Origin of the sequence: Paraburkholderia diazotrophica (assembly GCF_900108945.1) — a bacterium.
Taxonomy (GTDB): Bacteria; Pseudomonadota; Gammaproteobacteria; order Burkholderiales; family Burkholderiaceae; genus Paraburkholderia; species Paraburkholderia diazotrophica.
Genome location: NZ_FNYE01000044.1, coordinates 1 through 15,564, shown reverse-complemented (window position 1 = coordinate 15,564; position 15,564 = coordinate 1). Strand labels below are relative to the sequence as shown.

The following is a 15,564-nucleotide window of genomic DNA, read 5'->3' as shown; positions in this document are numbered from 1 at the left end:
TAAGTTAATAAGCAAAACGTATAAGTTATCCGGTGCTGAAGATGACGAGAATTTGTAGTAAAACCTCCAATTTTTTCCGTTAGTATCCTAGGCGCGCATACAGGCGCACGTTGTTGTGGTTGTCGCACCTATTCGATATCGCAGTTGCGACTTTGTTCGTTTTGTCGGCGTCGTCGACACGCGCTTAGTTGTGGCGTGCAAATTTGTCATCGCCGACGCGAGCACAGTATCGACATTTTTGTCGAGCCGTGTTTCCGGGGCGCTTGGCGTGCTAGCGCCGGAGCTCAAATCCATGCCGCATTTTCATCTCAACGAGAGTCCTCCAGATTTCGATGTAGTCTACGAAGTAGTAAAGACGCTAGTCTCGTCCCGTGACGCCGAGCGGACGTTGGACAAGTCGCTGCGTTATCTGTCATATGCGCTCGGATGGCGCTCGGCGTTCATCGCCGTCACGGAACCGGACGGACATCTGTGCAGTTTGTGCAGCACTGGGTTGTCAGAGGGCTGGCGCGACCGCGCGCGCTTCCTGTCCGGAGAGGGGATCGTAGGACGGTTGCACTCGAGCGACGCGGCAGTGGTTGTGCCTGAGCTGAATGAAGAACCGCTTTTCGCGGACGACATCGGAGCCGTCGGTGGATCCGAGGGTGAACATGTCGCTCTGCTCGGGACTCCGATCCGGCACGAAGGGCGGCCGCTCGGCGTGCTTGTGGCTTTTTGCGAGAATCCGGACGGCAAGCGCACTTTCGGCGATGACCTTCAGCTTATGAAGATTGTAGCGGCGCCGATGGCACAGGCGCTGCTGCTTCATCGTGACGAGAAGGCCATGCACGACGGCGCAGAGCCGGTCAGGCGCCCGCGTAAGGAAACCATTCGTGCATATCAGCTCGATAACACGATCGGTGCGTCGGCGGCGATGCAGCAGGTATTCGCGCAGGTCCATCAAGTGGCGCCGGCGAGAACGACGGTGCTGTTGCGGGGCGAGAGCGGTACGGGCAAGGAATTGATCGCGCGTTCAATCTGTCGTCTATCCCCGCGCAAGGAGCAGCCATTCATCGCGGTGAATTGTGCGGCGCTCACGGAAACGCTGCTCGAAAGCGAGTTGTTCGGCCACGAGAAGGGCGCGTTCACTGGGGCGCAATCTCAACGCAAGGGGCGTTTCGAGCTAGCGCACGGTGGGACACTTTTCCTCGACGAAATCGGCGATATCTCTTCGTCCTTCCAGGCGAAGCTCTTGCGCGTTTTGCAAGAGCGGGAGTTCGAACGGGTAGGTGGCGCGACGCCGGTAAGAGTTGACGTAAGGCTGATTGTTGCGACGAATCGCAATCTGGAACGAATGGTGAGGGACGGGGAGTTCCGCGCGGATCTGTATTACCGCATCAACGTGGTAAGTATTCTTTTGCCGCCGCTGCGCGAGCGTCGGGAAGACATTCCGGCGATGGCACAGTATTTCCTCGATCGTTTCAACCGCGACAACGGTCGCTTACTGCGCTTCAGCGACGAAGCATTGCGCGTGCTGTCGAACTGTTACTGGCCCGGCAACGTGCGCGAACTCGAGAACTGTGTTGAGCGCACTGCGACGATGACACACCATGACATCATAGATCGCCTTTCCTTCCTCTGCGAGATCGACCAGTGCCTGACGAAGGTATTGCATCACATCGAGCGTGAAGATGCTGTGCGTCCCGGTCCCTCGTCGAACCTTGTTGCGAGCGAAGCGCCGAACGCGCTGGCAAGTGGCCACGCCGCCGATCTTAACGGCGGCCGGTTCGATGTCCCTGGCGGCGACGGCAGGCCGGAGGGCGAGCGTGAGCGGCTCGTCTGGGCAATGGAGCGTTGTGGCTGGGTGCAGGCGAAAGCAGCACGGCTCCTCGGCATCACGCCGCGGCAGATTGGCTACGCGCTGCGCAAGCACGAGATCGAGGTACGTCGCTTCTGATAGACACAAGGCCCGTGAGTACATCTGCATTGTCGTGCAATGTCGCAATCCTTTCAACTCTGTCGGGATGATGTCAATGACGACAATTCCTGCCCCTGCACAGCGCCGCAATGGCGTCGCACGCGCTCTACATCGATGGTATGCAACTTGCGTTTCGTCGTGGACCTCAGATTGTCAGGAGTCGCGATGTTGTTCAAGACGAGCACTGCCGAAGTGTTCGACGAGCCAGGTTGCGCGAAGAACCAGGCCAAGAGCGAGAAGGAGCGCAAGCAGGGCTGCGCGAAACAAGTCTCGCCGGGGACGGCGGCTGGCGGGTGCGCGTTCGACGGCGCGAAGATCGCACTGCAGCCGGTTGTTGACGTTGCTCACCTCGTTCACGGCCCGATCGCATGCGAGGGGAACTCCTGGGATAACAGGCATGCGGCATCTTCCGGGTCGACGCTCTACCGCACAGGCTTCACGACTGACCTCAATGAACTCGATGTGATCTATGGTGGCGAGAGGCGGCTCTTCAGTAGTGTGCGCGAGATCATAGAAAAGTACGATCCGCCCGCCGTGTTCGTATATCAGACGTGCGTGACCGCGCTCATCGGCGACGACATAGAAGCGGTTTGCAAACACGCATCCGAAAAATTCGGGAAGCCCGTTATACCGGTGAATGCCCCCGGCTTCGCCGGATCGAAAAACGTGGGAAACAAACTTGGGGGCGAGGCGCTTCTCGATTACGTGATTGGCACTCGTGAACCGGCGTATACGACGCCTTGGGACATTAATATCATCGGCGAATATAACCTGTCGGGTGAATTGTGGCAGACGAAGCCGCTCTTCGATGCACTCGGTATCCGTATATTGTCCTGCATTTCCGGCGACGGCCGGTACAGGGAGATAGCGAGTGCGCACCGCGCGAAGGTCAATATGGTGGTGTGCTCGAAGTCGATGATCAACGTCGCGACAAAGATGCGGCAGCGCTACGGCATTCCGTACTTTGAGGGCTCGTTCTACGGAATCGGCGATATGAGCGATGCGCTACGCCGGGTCGCGAAGCTGCTGGTGCAGCAGGGCGCACCTGAGGACCTGCTTGCGCGTACCGAGCGGTTGATTGCGGCAGAAGAGGCACGTGCCTGGGCTCGCATTGCTCCGTACCGCGAGCAACTCGATGGCAAGCGGGTGTTGCTGATCACGGGCGGTGTGAAGTCGTGGTCGGTTGTGGCGGCATTGCAGGAGGCGGGGCTTGAGATCGTCGGCACGAGTGTTAAGAAGAGCACGGAGGGCGACAAGGACAGGATCAAAGAGATCATGGGAGACGACGCGCGCATGGTCGAGAATATGACGGCACGCGAGATGTACGCGATGCTCTGCGACGCGAAGGCCGACATCATGCTGTCTGGTGGGCGCTCGCAGTATGTCGCGCTGAAGGCGCGCACGCCATGGCTCGACGTCAACCAGGAACGCCATCATCCATACGCCGGGTATGAGGGCATCGTCGCGCTAGTGCGCGAAATCGACCGCGCGATCCATAACCCGGTCTGGGATCTGGTGCGTATTCCGGCGCCGTGGGATGACGAGGCTGAGAACGTCAATGCTGGTTTGCCGCAGTTCGCGGAGGACAGGACGCCAGAGTTGTCGCGTGCAAGCGTGCAGGGTTGCGCGTCTGGGGTTTGTCCGGGCGTCACAGGCTGAGCGCAGCGTGGAGCGAACATCATGGCTATAGTCGTTGAGTCAAAGAAAGCCTGCACGGTCAATCCGCTGAAAACGAGCCAACCGCTCGGCGCGAGCTATGCGGCCATGGGACTCGACGCGTGCATGCCGGTGATGCACGGCTCGCAAGGCTGCACGTCGTTCGGCCTCGTGCTGCTGGTGCGCCATTTCAGAGAGGCAATTCCGCTGCAGACAACAGCGATGAATGAAGTTACCACTATTCTCGGCGGATATGAAAACGTCGAGACAGCGCTGCTAAACATCCGTAGGCGCGCGGCGCCAAAAATCATCGTGCTCTGCTCGACGGGGCTCACCGAGACGAACGGGGAAGACATCGTGGGCCATCTCGCGATGGTGCGCAGACGCAAGCCCGAACTGAACGACACCGAACTCGTCTACGTTTCGACGCCGGATTATGTTGGCGCCTTTGAGGACGGCTACAGGCATGCTCTTACCGCAATCCTGAAGACGCTGGTCAAGCCGCTGCCTACTGTACACCGACAGGTGAATCTGCTACCAGGTAGTCATCTATCGCCGGGCGATATTGACGAACTGCGAGAGATCGTCAGCGCATTCGGGCTAGACCCGATCATACTCCCCGACATCTCGCGTTCGCTCGACGGCCATCTTTCGCCTGTCTGGCGCGGTACCACGCTAGGCGGAACTACGCTCGATCAGATCCGGATGGCGGGTGGTTCGGCTTTTACGATCGGAGTTGGCGAGCAAACCCGTGAAGGTGCGCAGACGCTCGAGTCGATAGCTGGGACGCCGTTCGAAATTTTCGAGCGGCTCACCGGGCTCGAACCCAATGACCGGTTCTTGCAGCGCCTCGCGCAACTGTCGGGGCAGGCCGTTCCGCCAAAGTACCGCCGGCAGCGCAGCCAACTGGTCGATGCGATGCTCGACGGCCATTTTTACACCGGCGGTATCAAGGTGGCCGTGGGTGCGGAACCTGATTTGCTGCTCGCAATCGGTTCGCTGCTACAGGAAATGGGCGGGGAGCTGTCGGTCTGCGTCAGCACGACCACATCGGCGTCGCATGCGCTACTGCCGGCGAGGAGGGTGGTGCTGGGTGACCTGGAAGACATGGAGCGAGCCGCGACCGGTTGCGATCTGCTCATTACTCATTCGCACGGCAGGCAGATGGCCGCACGCCTGGACAAGCCACTCATGCGCGTAGGCTTTCCCGTGTTTGACCGCATCGGTAACGCACATCGTTGCCAGATCGGCTATCGAGGCACGATGAACCTTATCTTCGAAATCGCAAATCTGCTGATCGCACAGATTGTACACCGCCATCCAGCCGACTGGGTGTTGCCGCCATCGCCGTCGCCGCAGCAGTCCCGGCTATGAAATGACGGTGCTGGTGATTGCAGCCAGCACCATGAACATCACTAGGAATCCATCGCATGAAAATTGCATTTGCCACGCAGGATAAGGTGCATGTCGACGCGCACTTCGGGTCGGCGAAGAACATCGTTACGTACGATGTAACGGCCGACAGTCATACGTTCGTGGAAGCCTTTTATTTTGGTGACAATCTGGTCGAGGACGGCGACGAGGACAAGCTCACGCAGAAGCTTGAAGTGATCCAGGGCTGTGCGATCCTGTACGTCGCGGCTATCGGCGGTTCGGGCGCGGCACGCGTGGTTGCGCTGAAAGTCCATCCGGTCAAAGTTTCGCAGCCGGAGTCGATCGAGGACATCCTGATCAAGCTGAGGGTCGTCCTGAAGGGCTCGCCGCCACCGTGGTTGCGCAAGGCGCTCACCAAAAATGCTGGCAGATCATACGATATTGCAGAGGATGACGAGATATTTGATCGCTAACTCAATCACTGACACGATTGCCGCGCTGGCGGCCCCGCGACGCCCGCAGTGGGTCGTGTGACAGGGGAGGACATGATGAATGACCCGCAAGAACTTAAGGCGCGCCTGAAAAAGCTCAATGCGTTGGCAATGCAAGCCAAGATGGATCTGCATGACCTGTCGGAGGAACTGCCGACCGGTTGGGAGCAGATCCTGATGGTCGCCCAGCGCTGTCACGACGCGCACGCCGCGCTGATGGACGCGCGCAAGACCGTAGCGGCGGTTCCGGGTGAATCGCCCCGGAGGCTGACATGAACGATATCTTCAGCGTGAAGCTACCCGGTGGAAAAATCTGGACTCCGGCATTTGTCTCCTCGCTCGACGAGCAAAAATGCATCGGCTGCGGGCGATGCTTTCGAGTCTGTTCTCGAGGTGTCCTTCAACTCGTTGGTGTAAGCGAGGACGGCGCGCTCATTCCGCTCGATGACGATGATGAAGACGAGTACCAAAAGAAGGTCATGACAATTGCGCACCCGCAGTTGTGTATCGGCTGCACGGCGTGCGCGAAGATCTGTCCGAAAAAGTGCTACAGGCACGTCCCGGCGCAGATTTGAGCGCGAGAGTATGACTATGGATTTCCACGCGACGCTGATGCGCCACGCGATAAACCCTAACGACTGCACGGTCCTTGCACTCGCTGGAGTGCTTTCAGCGGCGTTCGAGGAAGCCGGCGTGCGCATACTGCCTATCTGCGGACTCAATGCCGACGAGACCCGCTGGCTACTTGCACGGTGGTTCCCAGGCGCGGACGGTGCATTATCGCTGCCACAGGGCGCATTGGCTGTGACCACCCCGCAGCGTGGCTCGCGATACGACGAGGTTGAAGACCTCATAACCTTGTTCAAGGCGCATGCTGATCCGCGCGCAGGGACAACCAGCGAAGTCCATTGTATTTCCCATGCCCTGGCCTGCGCCTGTGTGCGGGACAAACACCTCTGGCAGGACTTGCGCCTTCGTTCGCGGCATGAATTGTCGGCGCTGCTCGGCTACTGGTTTCCACGGCTTGCTGAGAAAAACGTCCACGGCATGAAGTGGAAAAAATTCCTCCATAAGCAACTGTGCGAGCGAGAGGCATTGTCTATCTGCAAGGCCCCGTACTGCGGCGACTGCGCGGATTTCGTGGCTTGCTTCGGACCGGAATGAAGATTCTGGCTGCCCAAGTGAGCATGCGCCTGCGGGGAAGGTGCGCGATGACTGTCAGGTCCGACACTGACACTCGAACGCCCCAGAAACTCGCAGGGAGTTTCTCGGTAGCCGTGCCGAGCATGTACTACCAGTCAGAGGCAATTATCGCGATCCGGACTGTGTCAGCAAAGCTTCCACGACATCGAAACCGACGCAATCGGTAGGGTCCAGCTTGCGTAGCTTGGCGATCAGCTTCAGTGCAACGGCGCGGTTGCCGCGCCGCACGCTGATGAACGCCAGTGCCTTGAGCGTGAATAGCCAGAAGCGGCTAGGACCGGGAATGGTGAAGTCCGCATCGCCCGGTTGTACCGCACACCAGTTGCTGTCGATCGACGCTTGTCGGGCGGCGACCGCCAAAGCCTTGGTCGCGACCTCCTGCGCCTCGCCAAGTTCACCACGGTTCGCATGGAACTTATACAGGAGATAGTAGGGGGGCAGGCAGCGCGGGTACGTCAGAACCGCGGTCCATAGCGCGGCGGCCACATCCTCATCGTCGCCGCCGCGAGCCGTATCGATCAGCTGTAGCACGGCTGCGGGGACGTTGCCGCCGAAGAGGTCGGTCGATTCGATACCGGTAATGAGGTTCATTAACTTGCTCCGATGATGGTGCTCCCCCGCCTTTCGTGAAGTTCGGGAGCCGATTTGATTAAGATGTGTTTCTCTACCCGAATTTGAACAGGATGCCATGCCCGCCACGTGGGTACGCCCATTCGAGGTTGTGGTGTTCTGTGCATAGAATGCGGCAACTGCCGCATTCCAGGCAGCCGTCGGTAATCAGCGTGACCGAGCCGTTGTTCTCCTTCCGATAACAGGACGCAGGGCATACGAAGGTGCAGCTTTTGTCGGCACAGTCGTTGGTGCAGACGTCAACATTTTTGATATGGACGTGCGGCCGGCCTACGTCCACGCGGTAGCGGTTCTGAAACAGCTTTTCCTCGATATTGACATCGACCGTTTTCATCGGAAGGCCCTCCAGAATTTGTACGCGTCGCCGACGAGCCCGGTCAGCGAGCGGCTTTCGCGGAAACTGGCCATAACCTCGTGCTTTTTGGTCTTCTTGTCGACGCCATCCACGGTAATCATGGTACGGGCCGCCTTGGCGACGAGATCAGGGTATGTCGTAAAGAACTGTGGATTGCGGTGTAGGATTTTCGGCATGTCGCGGTATCTGTATAAGTCTTTCATCACGAAGCTGTCGTCGAGCGCGTCTTTATACGTGGCTAGTGCGTTAGCGCGGTAGCCACGGCCAACCGCTTTTGCGGCGATGGCGGTTTCGGCAGCGAGGCGTCCTGTTGTCATGGCGAGATTGCAACCTTCGCGATGCGCGGCATTGACGAAGCCGCCTGAGTCACCGACGATCATCCAGCCATTGCCGTACACTTGCGGTATCGCATCGAAGCCTCCTTCGGGAATCAGGTGAGCGCAGTACTCCTTCATCTCGCCCCCTGCGATGAGCGGCACGATTGACGGATGACGCTTCATTTTTTCGAGCAGCACATACGGGCTCATGCGGTTCGAGTTCTTTTTGAAGTCACTCAGCATGCAGCCGACCCCAATGGTCAGCGACTCTTTGTTTGTGTAGAGGAACCCTGTTCCCGCCATGCCTTCGGTGATCCGGCCAACCATCTCGATCACGACGCCTTCTTCATCGCCGACGTTAAAGCGCTGACGAATGGTCTCCTCTGGCATGAAGAGAATTTCCTTCACAGCCAGCGCGACGTTGCTCGCCTCGATTTCGCCGTGAAAGCCCGCCTTGCGTGCGAGCGTTGAGTTGACCCCGTCCGCGAGAATCACAATGTCCGCGTAGACCTCGCCTTGCTCCCGATCGCATTGCACGCCGACCACCTGGTCTCCATCCATGATCAGGTGATTCACCGTGGTCTCGCAGATCAGCAATGCGCCGGCCTCGCGCACCTTCGATGAGAACCACTTGTCGAACTGCGCACGGATGATCGTGTAGCGGTTGTACGGTGGCTTGTTGTAGTCGTCGCTACGCACGTGCGTGCCCACGAAGGAAGTATCGTCGAGCATCCACATGCGCTGCTCGATGATGTGGCGCTCGAGCGGAGCGTGATCACGAAAGTCCGGAATGATCTGTTCCAGCGCGTTTGCGTAGAGAATCGCGCCTTGAACGTTTTTGCTGCCAGGATATTCGCCGCGCTCGATCTGAAGCACCTCCAGTCCGCCCTTGGCCATCACGTAAGCTGCGGCGTTGCCAGACGGTCCGGCACCAACGACGATCGCATCGAATCGTGAGGTCTTTTTCATCATGCTCTCCTTTTGCTACGCATCTGCTGCAGTTCCAGATGGTCATTGCACGCGTACGTCAGCGCCGGCAGCAGTTGAAGTGCGTCCGCGACGATGCCATAGTGCGCGTAGTCGAAAATCGGAGCGTTCGGGTCGGTGTTGATCGCGACGATGACGTCAGAACTCTCCATGCCGACGCGGTGCTGGATCGCGCCCGAGATGCCCGCAGCGATGTAAAGTTTCGGCCGCACAGTTTTGCCTGTCTGCCCGACTTGCCGATCGGCCTCCACCCAGCCCGCCTGCACGCACGGACGGGTTGCTCCAACTTCGCCGCCGAGCACGCGTGCCAGATCGAACAGGAGCCGGAAATTCTCCGGGTTCTTTAGCCCCTTGCCGCCGCTAACTATGACGTCCGCGTAGGGCAGGTTGACCTGATTACTTTTGTCATCGGCGATGAAGTCGAGCAATTTGGTCACAATGTCGGCCTCAACGATCCCAAGCGCCTCCTTCACGATCTCGCCGCCGCGCCCCGTTTGCGCCTGCGGCATCGCCATGACCCGCGGGCGCACCGTCGCCATCTGCGGGCGGTATGCGAGCGTCATGATCGTACAAAGTAGCGAGCCGCCGAAAGTCGGCCGTGTGGCCGCCAGCGCGCGCGAGGCTGGATCAATGTTTAACTCGGTGCAGTCGGCGGTGAGGCCGGTCGAGAGCGTCGTTGCCACAGAGCCGGCGAGATCTCGGCCCGTTGAGGTTGCACCGAGCAGCAGGATTTCAGGGCGGTACTTGTTGACCAGATCGGTCAGCCCTTTTGTGAACGGCTCGTTGCGGTAACCGAGCAATACCGGATCGTGAATCACGTATGCCTTGTCCGCGCCGAAACTGAACGCCTGGGTGGCAAACTGTTCAAGTGGCTCGTCCTTACCGCCGAGCGCCGCCACGGCGACGTCGCTGCCGAGTTTGTCTGCGAGCTTGCGCGCCTCACCGAGCAGTTCCCACGACACGCTATGTACGTGACCCCGATCGTGCTCAAGAAAGACCCAGACACCCTGATAGGCTTTTAGGTGCTCGGGCAGATCGAGGTTACGGCCTCCGGCCGGTTTGGCTGGCACGGCCGGCTTCTTGTTTGAGGCAGCGGGCGAGTTCATGAGTCCCTCTTCATCAGCACGTCCGCCTCCAGAGTCGGATGGCGAGTGAATATCTTATGCATCAGTTTCAACGACACATCGCGGAGGCTGGACGCGCCGAGTTCGAGCATTTCAGCCGTTTCAGCGCGCGGCGTCGGGCCGAACACTTTGCTGACCACGGTCGGTGAACCTTTCAGCCCGATCTTGCTCGCGTCCTCAATGCCGGCCTGTTCGCGGTTCCATTTGCGCACGGGGAAGCCTGCCGCGTGAATCATTGCGGGCAGTGTTGCGAAGCGCAGTTCGTTAGTGTTCTCAAGCATCGTCACAAGACATGGCAATGCAGTTTTGAGTACCTGCACGCCGCCTTCGGCACGACGCTCGACGACGATCGTGCGCGCGTCGACGTCGATCTCGACGATCCTGGACACATAGGTGAGTAACTGGGCGCCGAGGCGCTTGGCAATGCCGGGGCCGACCTGAGCGGTGTCGCCGTCGATCGTCTGTTTGCCAGTGAAGACGATGTCCACCGCCTGTTCTGTTGCGATTCGCCTGATCGCGGCGGCAAGCGCATACGATGTTGCGAGCGTATCGGCGCCAGCGAACGCACGATCGGTGACGAGCACGGCGTCGTCGGCGCCGTAGCTGATGCATTTACGGAGCGCTTCCTCAGCCTGTGGTGGTCCCATGCAGAGCATCGTGACTGCGCCGCCGAAGCGATCCTTTATCCGCAACGCTTCTTCCAGCGAGAACAGATCGTACGGGTTCACGATTGCCGGCACGCCTTGGCGCATGATGGTGTTGTTGACTGGGTGAACCCGGATCTGCGCCGAATCCGGGACCTGCTTGATGCAGACGACAATATGCATTGAGGAACTCCGGGTCAGGCGGCGCCGCGGGTGGGCAACGACGCGCGCACCTTGTCAAGGGCGACGAGCCTCCGTCCATCCGCTTCCTGGAAAACTTTGAATACCTTCTGCTCCGCAGGCGTGGACACAACAAAGTCGTTGTAAGCCTTCTGGAGCAGACTTCGGTAGACGTTGAGCACGCCCGTCGCGTTGTCCCGCGGCAGTTCTTCCTGTTGCTCGATGTACTGGAAGAAGCGCTTGAGGATGTGCAGGCGGCTCACGTTCACCACCTTTTCATCAAATGCGATCTCGAAGAATCGCATGAAATCCTCGATCGATGAGAGGTGATACAGTTGCTCGATAACTCTTTGCATGTCGTTGCTCCTATTGGACAGGTTTGGCCGCGATGAGCACACTCATGACGCCTCCACTCGCGTGCCGCGAGCTTGGGCCAGGATGCGATGCAGATCCCTTGCGCTGGGCGCCTGTTTGTGCTGCATGGCGAAAGAACGAATGCGCGCAAGCAGCGGCGGGATGAGTCGCTCAGCGACCCTCACGCCTAAAGCGTCGTAGGCGTCGCGCACACTTTGAGATCCAGAATGTTTCCCGAGAATCATCGACCGTTGCCGGCCGAGCTCAGCTGGGTCGAATCCCTCGTAGGTGGTGGGATGCTTGGCGATGCCGTCGGTGTGTATGCCCGATTCGTGAGTAAAGACACCTCGACCGACGATGCTCTTGTTGAACGAAACGGTACGGCCTGACGCCCGTTCTACCAACGAGGAAATGTCGAGCAGCGCTCGCGTGTCGACGCCTGTGTCACGTCCCAGCAGGTGCCGCACGCCCATCACGATTTCTTCCAGCGCCGCATTGCCGGCCCGCTCACCCAAGCCGTTGACGGTGGTGTTCGCGTGCGTGGCGCCGGCCCCAAGAGCGGCGAGTGTGTTGGCTGTGGCAAGCCCGAGGTCGTTGTGTGCATGAATTTCGATCTCAAGATCAACAGCACTGCGCAGCGCTGCAATGGCGTGGAAGGTCTTAAAGGGATCCAGCACACCCACGGTATCCGCAAACCGCACACGCTGCGCTCCATATCGCTGCGCGCAGCGAGCGACTTCTATGAGGAACGAGGGGTCCGCGCGCGAAGCGTCCTCCATGCCAAGAGAAATCTTAGAGTGATTTTTCGCTGCCTCCTCGACGACGCGTGCTATCTGCGCTAGTACCCAGCCGCGCGACTGACGCAGCTTATACTGCAAATGAATGTCCGAAACCGGAATCGAGAGATGAACGATATCAGCACGGCAGCGCAATGCCGCAGCGAGATCCCCATCGGTGAGGCGGCCCCAAACCATCAGACTGGCGTCGAGCTTAAGGTCGACAATGGCCTCGATGCACGCGATTTCGTCTTCGCCGATGGCCGGAATTCCGATTTCGAGTTCGGCCACACCAGCGCGCGAAAGTGATGCGGCGATCGCGCATTTTTCCTCGAGGCGAAACGCGACACCGGCGGCCTGCTCCCCGTCGCGGAGTGTCGTGTCGTTGATTATCGGTTTGAGCATGTCTACGGCCTATTGAATAGTCGCCGATGGATTCGCAAGGCTCGTGCCAGACAAGCATCACCGGTGACAGAGTGCTTTGCGGGGCATTTCAACCGGCTATTCGTGTCGCCTATGTCCTTTTCCTGACAGTGCTGACGTTCATCAGGCGACTACGAGCGGATTGAGCGCCGCATCGGTTATTATAATAATTTGGTATGCGAAGTAATGTTTGCGAACAAAACACCGCAATTGTGATATCTGTCGCAAAAGCGACAGATTAGTCGGGTTTGTCGAATTTGAATGCCGGCGCAAACCCGAGAAACCTGATCGGCCCTATCACCGGTGTCCGACCAACTCCAAGATTGAACGAGACCCGAAGCGAATCGCGTTCGAGTGGCACGGATTTCGCTCTGGATTAGCGCGCGACCGCCGTCGGTTGCGAGGAGATATCCATGGAAGATAGCGCGAACCACAGCATGCTGCCCTCAACTGCCTGTATCGGCATCGGGCAGATAACGCGCCTGGGGTCCACCGTCGAAGCGCTCGCTCCCCCGGGCGGCGGTTGTTGTCCACGCAGTGGTGGCGACGGTCAGTCTGGCCGTGGTTCGTCAGGCATACCCGATGACCTGCCGACAGAGGTGTGGGAAAAGATTAAGAATCACCCCTGTTATTCAGAAGAGGCGCATCGTCATTATGCGCGGATGCATGTGGCGGTGGCCCCGGCGTGCAACATTCAGTGCAACTACTGCAATCGCAAATATGACTGTTCGAACGAGTCCCGGCCTGGTGTCGTGTCGGAGAAGCTGACGCCGGAGCAGGCGGTAAAAAAGGTAGTGGCCGTCGCCGGCCGGATCCCGCAGCTGACCGTGCTTGGCATTGCGGGTCCCGGCGATTCGCTGGCTGATGCGAAAAAGACTTTCGACACCTTCCGTATGCTTCGCGAGCGGACTCCGGACATCAGGCTATGCTTGTCGACGAATGGACTCGCGTTGCCGGACCTTGTCGACGAGATTTGCGAGCACAACATTGACCACGTAACCATCACCATTAACATGGTCGATCCTGTCATCGGCGAAAAGATATATCCGTGGATTTTCTGGGGCCACCGACGACTCACGGGAAAAGAGGCCGCGCGCATCTTGCACGAGCGGCAAATGCGAGGACTCGAGATGCTGACTGCGCGTGGCGTACTTACGAAGATCAACTCGGTGTTGATTCCAGGCATCAACGACGAACACCTGATCGAGGTAAATCGCGAGGTAAAGAGGCGCGGTGCCTTTCTGCACAACATCATGCCGCTGATCTCCCAGCCAGAGCATGGCACGTATTTCGGCCTGCGCGGACAGCGTGGTCCGACTGCGAGTGAGCTTAAGGCCGTGCAGGAGGCGTGCATGGGCGGCACGAACCTGATGCGCCATTGCCGGCAGTGTCGTGCCGACGCGGTGGGGCTTCTCGGCGAGGATCGCCGCGAGGAGTTCACGCTCGACAGGATCGACCACATGGAAGTCGACTATGACCTCGACGGTCGCCGCGAATTTCAGCGACGCCTGGAAGCCGAAGTCGATATGCAGCGTGGTGCGAAACAAGAGGCGCTCGCCTTCGCGCAGGCGAGCGCGGTGGAGGGCGACATGAAGGTTTTGATTGCCGTCGCGACGAAGGGGCGCGGCCGGGTGAACGCGCATTTCGGGCATGTCTCCGAATTCCAGATTTTCGAGGTTGGCGCTGCCGGAGCGTTCTTCGTCGGCCACCGCCGTGTGGACCTTTATTGCCAAGGCGGCTATGGCGACGACGAGGGCCTGCTGCAGCTCACGCGCGCGATCAGCGATTGTCATGCTGTCTTGGTTGCAAAGATCGGCGCGTGTCCGCGCAAGGAACTATCGCGCGCGGGCGTCGAGCCGGTGGACCAGTACGCGGGCGAATTTATCGAAAAGGCGGCGCTTGCGTGGTTCGCCGACTATTGCAGCCGTGTAGCCGGTGGCGTGATCGTGCATGCGCAACGTGGCGAGGCCACAATCCCGCCGGGGGCGTTGATGGCTGCGACCGCGGATGCAGCTGCTTGAGCGGCAGGCAGGATAGTCATGCCTGTCTCACCGGGCTTACACCGATCATCATTGCAAGGAGTGTCGCATGGCCCTGAAGATCATTGCGTCAACGTGTACCGGCTGCTCGGCCTGCGAGCCGCAGTGCGCCAATATCGCCATCAGTGAGAAAAACGGTGTCTTTGCAATCGATCCGAAGAAATGCATGGAGTGCGACGGCCAGTTCGATACTCCGCAATGCGTGGCGGTGTGCCCCGTGGACGGATGCATCGTTCCGGCCTAGCCCCGTTTCCCCGCGCATCGCGCCACTTGCGTCTAACGACTGCTCACTTTGACAGGACCGACACCATGCTGCCCAACCTTACCGTGACACCCGCTGCCGAAAAGTTCATGCGCCGTATTGTGCGCTTTTCCGGCTTGCCATCTGGTGCGGGTTTTCGTCTGCTTGTGAACTCTGGCGGCTGCTCTGGATACGATGCCGGATTCAGTGCCGTAACCGGGGCGCAGCCAGGCGACGAGGCGATGGAGATCAATGGTCTGCGTCTTTTCCTGCCCGCAGAAAGCCGCCTGCTGCTGGACGGTGTGACGATCGACTTCGTCGACACACCTGATCGGTCGGGTTTCGCGTTCATGAAGGACAATCAGGGACCTGGTGTTGCCGCCAGCGAAGGCGAACCCGGTGTCAGGCGCATTGAAGTGGGTGCGATCGGACACGGGCGCCCCTTGTTGCCGCCACCAGCATCGTGAAGTGCACACCTTGGCCTTTCGCAGGAGCAAATGATGGGTGACTTCCAAAACGAGGACGCCATCGAGGTCGCGTGTGCGCCATCGTTCAGCATTGGCGAGCGTGTGATCGCGCGCTCGGTAATTCGCAACGATGGCACCTACACCGGCAAGAATATGGGCGAGCTTCTCGTGAACAAGGGCGACGCAGGCTATGTCACCCGGATCGACATGTTCCTGCAGCGGTTTTACATCTATGCGGTTCATTTCGTTGAAACAGATCGCAAGGTCGGCATGCGCGCGAAGGAACTGTGCACGCTCGATTATCTTCCCGATGACGTGCTCGCGTGTCTGGGCGAGCGGGCCACGG

The 15,564-nt window shown here is 59.2% G+C and carries 18 protein-coding genes; 11 read left to right on the top strand and 7 right to left on the bottom strand.

The annotated features are described in order from the left end of the window. The first annotated feature begins 292 nt into the window (after window positions 1–292). The 7 genes from nifA to BMW76_RS33985 all read left to right on the top strand — a co-directional run bounded on the left by nifA (window position 293) and on the right by BMW76_RS33985 (window position 6,642). On the top strand, window positions 293–1,936 hold the full coding sequence (nifA, locus tag BMW76_RS34015) for a nif-specific transcriptional activator NifA (RefSeq protein ID WP_090873239.1): 1,644 nt from the start codon (window positions 293–295) through the stop codon (window positions 1,934–1,936). A gap of 186 nt (window positions 1,937–2,122) precedes the next feature. Beyond that, window positions 2,123–3,616: a nitrogenase iron-molybdenum cofactor biosynthesis protein NifE gene (nifE, locus tag BMW76_RS34010; RefSeq protein ID WP_090873238.1), complete on the top strand. Its 1,494-nt coding sequence runs from the start codon at window positions 2,123–2,125 to the stop codon at window positions 3,614–3,616. A gap of 21 nt (window positions 3,617–3,637) precedes the next feature. Next, on the top strand, window positions 3,638–4,987 hold the full coding sequence (nifN, locus tag BMW76_RS34005; protein WP_090873237.1) for a nitrogenase iron-molybdenum cofactor biosynthesis protein NifN: 1,350 nt from the start codon (window positions 3,638–3,640) through the stop codon (window positions 4,985–4,987). Window positions 4,988–5,043: 56 nt separating this feature from the next. Beyond that, window positions 5,044–5,460, top strand: a complete 417-nt coding sequence (nifX, locus tag BMW76_RS42190) for a nitrogen fixation protein NifX (RefSeq protein WP_090873236.1) — start codon at window positions 5,044–5,046, stop codon at window positions 5,458–5,460. Between the two features lie 72 nt (window positions 5,461–5,532). Further along, window positions 5,533–5,754, top strand: a complete 222-nt coding sequence (locus BMW76_RS42185) for a CCE_0567 family metalloprotein (RefSeq protein WP_090873235.1) — start codon at window positions 5,533–5,535, stop codon at window positions 5,752–5,754. Further along, entirely contained in the window at window positions 5,751–6,053 is a 303-nt protein-coding gene (fdxB, locus tag BMW76_RS33990) for a ferredoxin III, nif-specific (protein WP_090873234.1), read from the top strand. Before BMW76_RS42185 ends, fdxB begins: the two co-directional genes overlap by 4 nt. 16 nt (window positions 6,054–6,069) lie before the next feature. After that, window positions 6,070–6,642 (top strand): nitrogen fixation protein NifQ, encoded by a 573-nt coding sequence (locus BMW76_RS33985; RefSeq protein ID WP_090873262.1) that lies wholly within the window; start codon window positions 6,070–6,072, stop codon window positions 6,640–6,642. Between the two features lie 144 nt (window positions 6,643–6,786). On the opposite strand, the gene BMW76_RS33980 is transcribed toward BMW76_RS33985, so the two are convergent. The 7 genes from BMW76_RS33980 to nifV form a co-directional block, all read right to left on the bottom strand. Further along, window positions 6,787–7,272 (bottom strand): hypothetical protein, encoded by a 486-nt coding sequence (locus BMW76_RS33980; RefSeq protein WP_012406763.1) that lies wholly within the window; start codon window positions 7,270–7,272, stop codon window positions 6,787–6,789. Window positions 7,273–7,345: 73 nt separating this feature from the next. Continuing rightward, complete coding sequence (locus BMW76_RS33975) at window positions 7,346–7,645, bottom strand: ferredoxin family protein (protein WP_012406764.1); 300 nt, start codon at window positions 7,643–7,645, stop codon at window positions 7,346–7,348. Then, window positions 7,642–8,952, bottom strand: coding sequence for an FAD-dependent monooxygenase (locus BMW76_RS33970; RefSeq protein WP_012406765.1), 1,311 nt, complete (start codon window positions 8,950–8,952; stop codon window positions 7,642–7,644). The genes BMW76_RS33975 and BMW76_RS33970 overlap by 4 nt, the downstream gene beginning before the upstream one ends. Next, window positions 8,952–10,076 (bottom strand): electron transfer flavoprotein subunit alpha/FixB family protein, encoded by a 1,125-nt coding sequence (locus BMW76_RS33965; RefSeq protein ID WP_012406766.1) that lies wholly within the window; start codon window positions 10,074–10,076, stop codon window positions 8,952–8,954. Before BMW76_RS33965 ends, BMW76_RS33970 begins: the two co-directional genes overlap by 1 nt. Next, window positions 10,073–10,921 carry an electron transfer flavoprotein subunit beta/FixA family protein gene (locus tag BMW76_RS33960; RefSeq protein WP_090873233.1) on the bottom strand — a complete coding sequence of 283 codons (849 nt, stop codon included), beginning with the start codon at window positions 10,919–10,921 and terminating at the stop codon, window positions 10,073–10,075. Before BMW76_RS33960 ends, BMW76_RS33965 begins: the two co-directional genes overlap by 4 nt. 14 nt (window positions 10,922–10,935) lie before the next feature. Then, window positions 10,936–11,274: a nitrogenase stabilizing/protective protein NifW gene (gene nifW, locus BMW76_RS33955; protein WP_090873232.1), complete on the bottom strand. Its 339-nt coding sequence runs from the start codon at window positions 11,272–11,274 to the stop codon at window positions 10,936–10,938. A 42-nt stretch (window positions 11,275–11,316) separates the two neighbouring features. Further along, a complete protein-coding gene (nifV, locus tag BMW76_RS33950) occupies window positions 11,317–12,453 on the bottom strand; it encodes a homocitrate synthase (protein WP_062827041.1) in 1,137 nt (378 codons plus the stop codon). A gap of 431 nt (window positions 12,454–12,884) precedes the next feature. Here nifV and nifB point away from each other — a divergent pair, with 431 nt between their 5' ends. The 4 genes from nifB to BMW76_RS33930 form a co-directional block, all read left to right on the top strand. Next, window positions 12,885–14,492 (top strand): nitrogenase cofactor biosynthesis protein NifB, encoded by a 1,608-nt coding sequence (gene nifB / locus BMW76_RS33945; RefSeq protein WP_090873231.1) that lies wholly within the window; start codon window positions 12,885–12,887, stop codon window positions 14,490–14,492. Window positions 14,493–14,559: 67 nt separating this feature from the next. Beyond that, window positions 14,560–14,754, top strand: coding sequence for a 4Fe-4S dicluster domain-containing protein (locus tag BMW76_RS33940; protein WP_012406771.1), 195 nt, complete (start codon window positions 14,560–14,562; stop codon window positions 14,752–14,754). Between the two features lie 65 nt (window positions 14,755–14,819). After that, complete coding sequence (locus BMW76_RS33935; RefSeq protein ID WP_012406772.1) at window positions 14,820–15,218, top strand: HesB/IscA family protein; 399 nt, start codon at window positions 14,820–14,822, stop codon at window positions 15,216–15,218. Window positions 15,219–15,248: 30 nt separating this feature from the next. After that, window positions 15,249–15,564 (top strand): nitrogen fixation protein NifZ (locus tag BMW76_RS33930; protein WP_090873261.1); only part of this gene is annotated, 316 nt, incomplete at its 3' end.

What these genes read in the sequence shown, in the direction of transcription:
- nifN (WP_090873237.1), top strand. Translation starts at nt 3,638, where the DNA reads ATGGCTATAGTCGTTGAGTCAAAGAAAGCCTGCACGGTCAATCCGCTG.
- nifV (WP_062827041.1), bottom strand. Translation starts at nt 12,453, where the DNA reads ATGCTCAAACCGATAATCAACGACACGACACTCCGCGACGGGGAGCAG.
- nifE (WP_090873238.1), top strand. Translation starts at nt 2,123, where the DNA reads ATGTTGTTCAAGACGAGCACTGCCGAAGTGTTCGACGAGCCAGGTTGC.
- BMW76_RS33980 (WP_012406763.1), bottom strand. Translation starts at nt 7,272, where the DNA reads ATGAACCTCATTACCGGTATCGAATCGACCGACCTCTTCGGCGGCAAC.
- BMW76_RS33960 (WP_090873233.1), bottom strand. Translation starts at nt 10,921, where the DNA reads ATGCATATTGTCGTCTGCATCAAGCAGGTCCCGGATTCGGCGCAGATC.
- nifB (WP_090873231.1), top strand. Translation starts at nt 12,885, where the DNA reads ATGGAAGATAGCGCGAACCACAGCATGCTGCCCTCAACTGCCTGTATC.
- BMW76_RS42185 (WP_090873235.1), top strand. Translation starts at nt 5,533, where the DNA reads ATGATGAATGACCCGCAAGAACTTAAGGCGCGCCTGAAAAAGCTCAAT.
- BMW76_RS33975 (WP_012406764.1), bottom strand. Translation starts at nt 7,645, where the DNA reads ATGAAAACGGTCGATGTCAATATCGAGGAAAAGCTGTTTCAGAACCGC.
- nifX (WP_090873236.1), top strand. Translation starts at nt 5,044, where the DNA reads ATGAAAATTGCATTTGCCACGCAGGATAAGGTGCATGTCGACGCGCAC.
- BMW76_RS33970 (WP_012406765.1), bottom strand. Translation starts at nt 8,952, where the DNA reads ATGAAAAAGACCTCACGATTCGATGCGATCGTCGTTGGTGCCGGACCG.
- BMW76_RS33935 (WP_012406772.1), top strand. Translation starts at nt 14,820, where the DNA reads ATGCTGCCCAACCTTACCGTGACACCCGCTGCCGAAAAGTTCATGCGC.
- fdxB (WP_090873234.1), top strand. Translation starts at nt 5,751, where the DNA reads ATGAACGATATCTTCAGCGTGAAGCTACCCGGTGGAAAAATCTGGACT.
- BMW76_RS33985 (WP_090873262.1), top strand. Translation starts at nt 6,070, where the DNA reads ATGGATTTCCACGCGACGCTGATGCGCCACGCGATAAACCCTAACGAC.
- nifW (WP_090873232.1), bottom strand. Translation starts at nt 11,274, where the DNA reads ATGCAAAGAGTTATCGAGCAACTGTATCACCTCTCATCGATCGAGGAT.
- nifA (WP_090873239.1), top strand. Translation starts at nt 293, where the DNA reads ATGCCGCATTTTCATCTCAACGAGAGTCCTCCAGATTTCGATGTAGTC.
- BMW76_RS33965 (WP_012406766.1), bottom strand. Translation starts at nt 10,076, where the DNA reads ATGAACTCGCCCGCTGCCTCAAACAAGAAGCCGGCCGTGCCAGCCAAA.
- BMW76_RS33940 (WP_012406771.1), top strand. Translation starts at nt 14,560, where the DNA reads ATGGCCCTGAAGATCATTGCGTCAACGTGTACCGGCTGCTCGGCCTGC.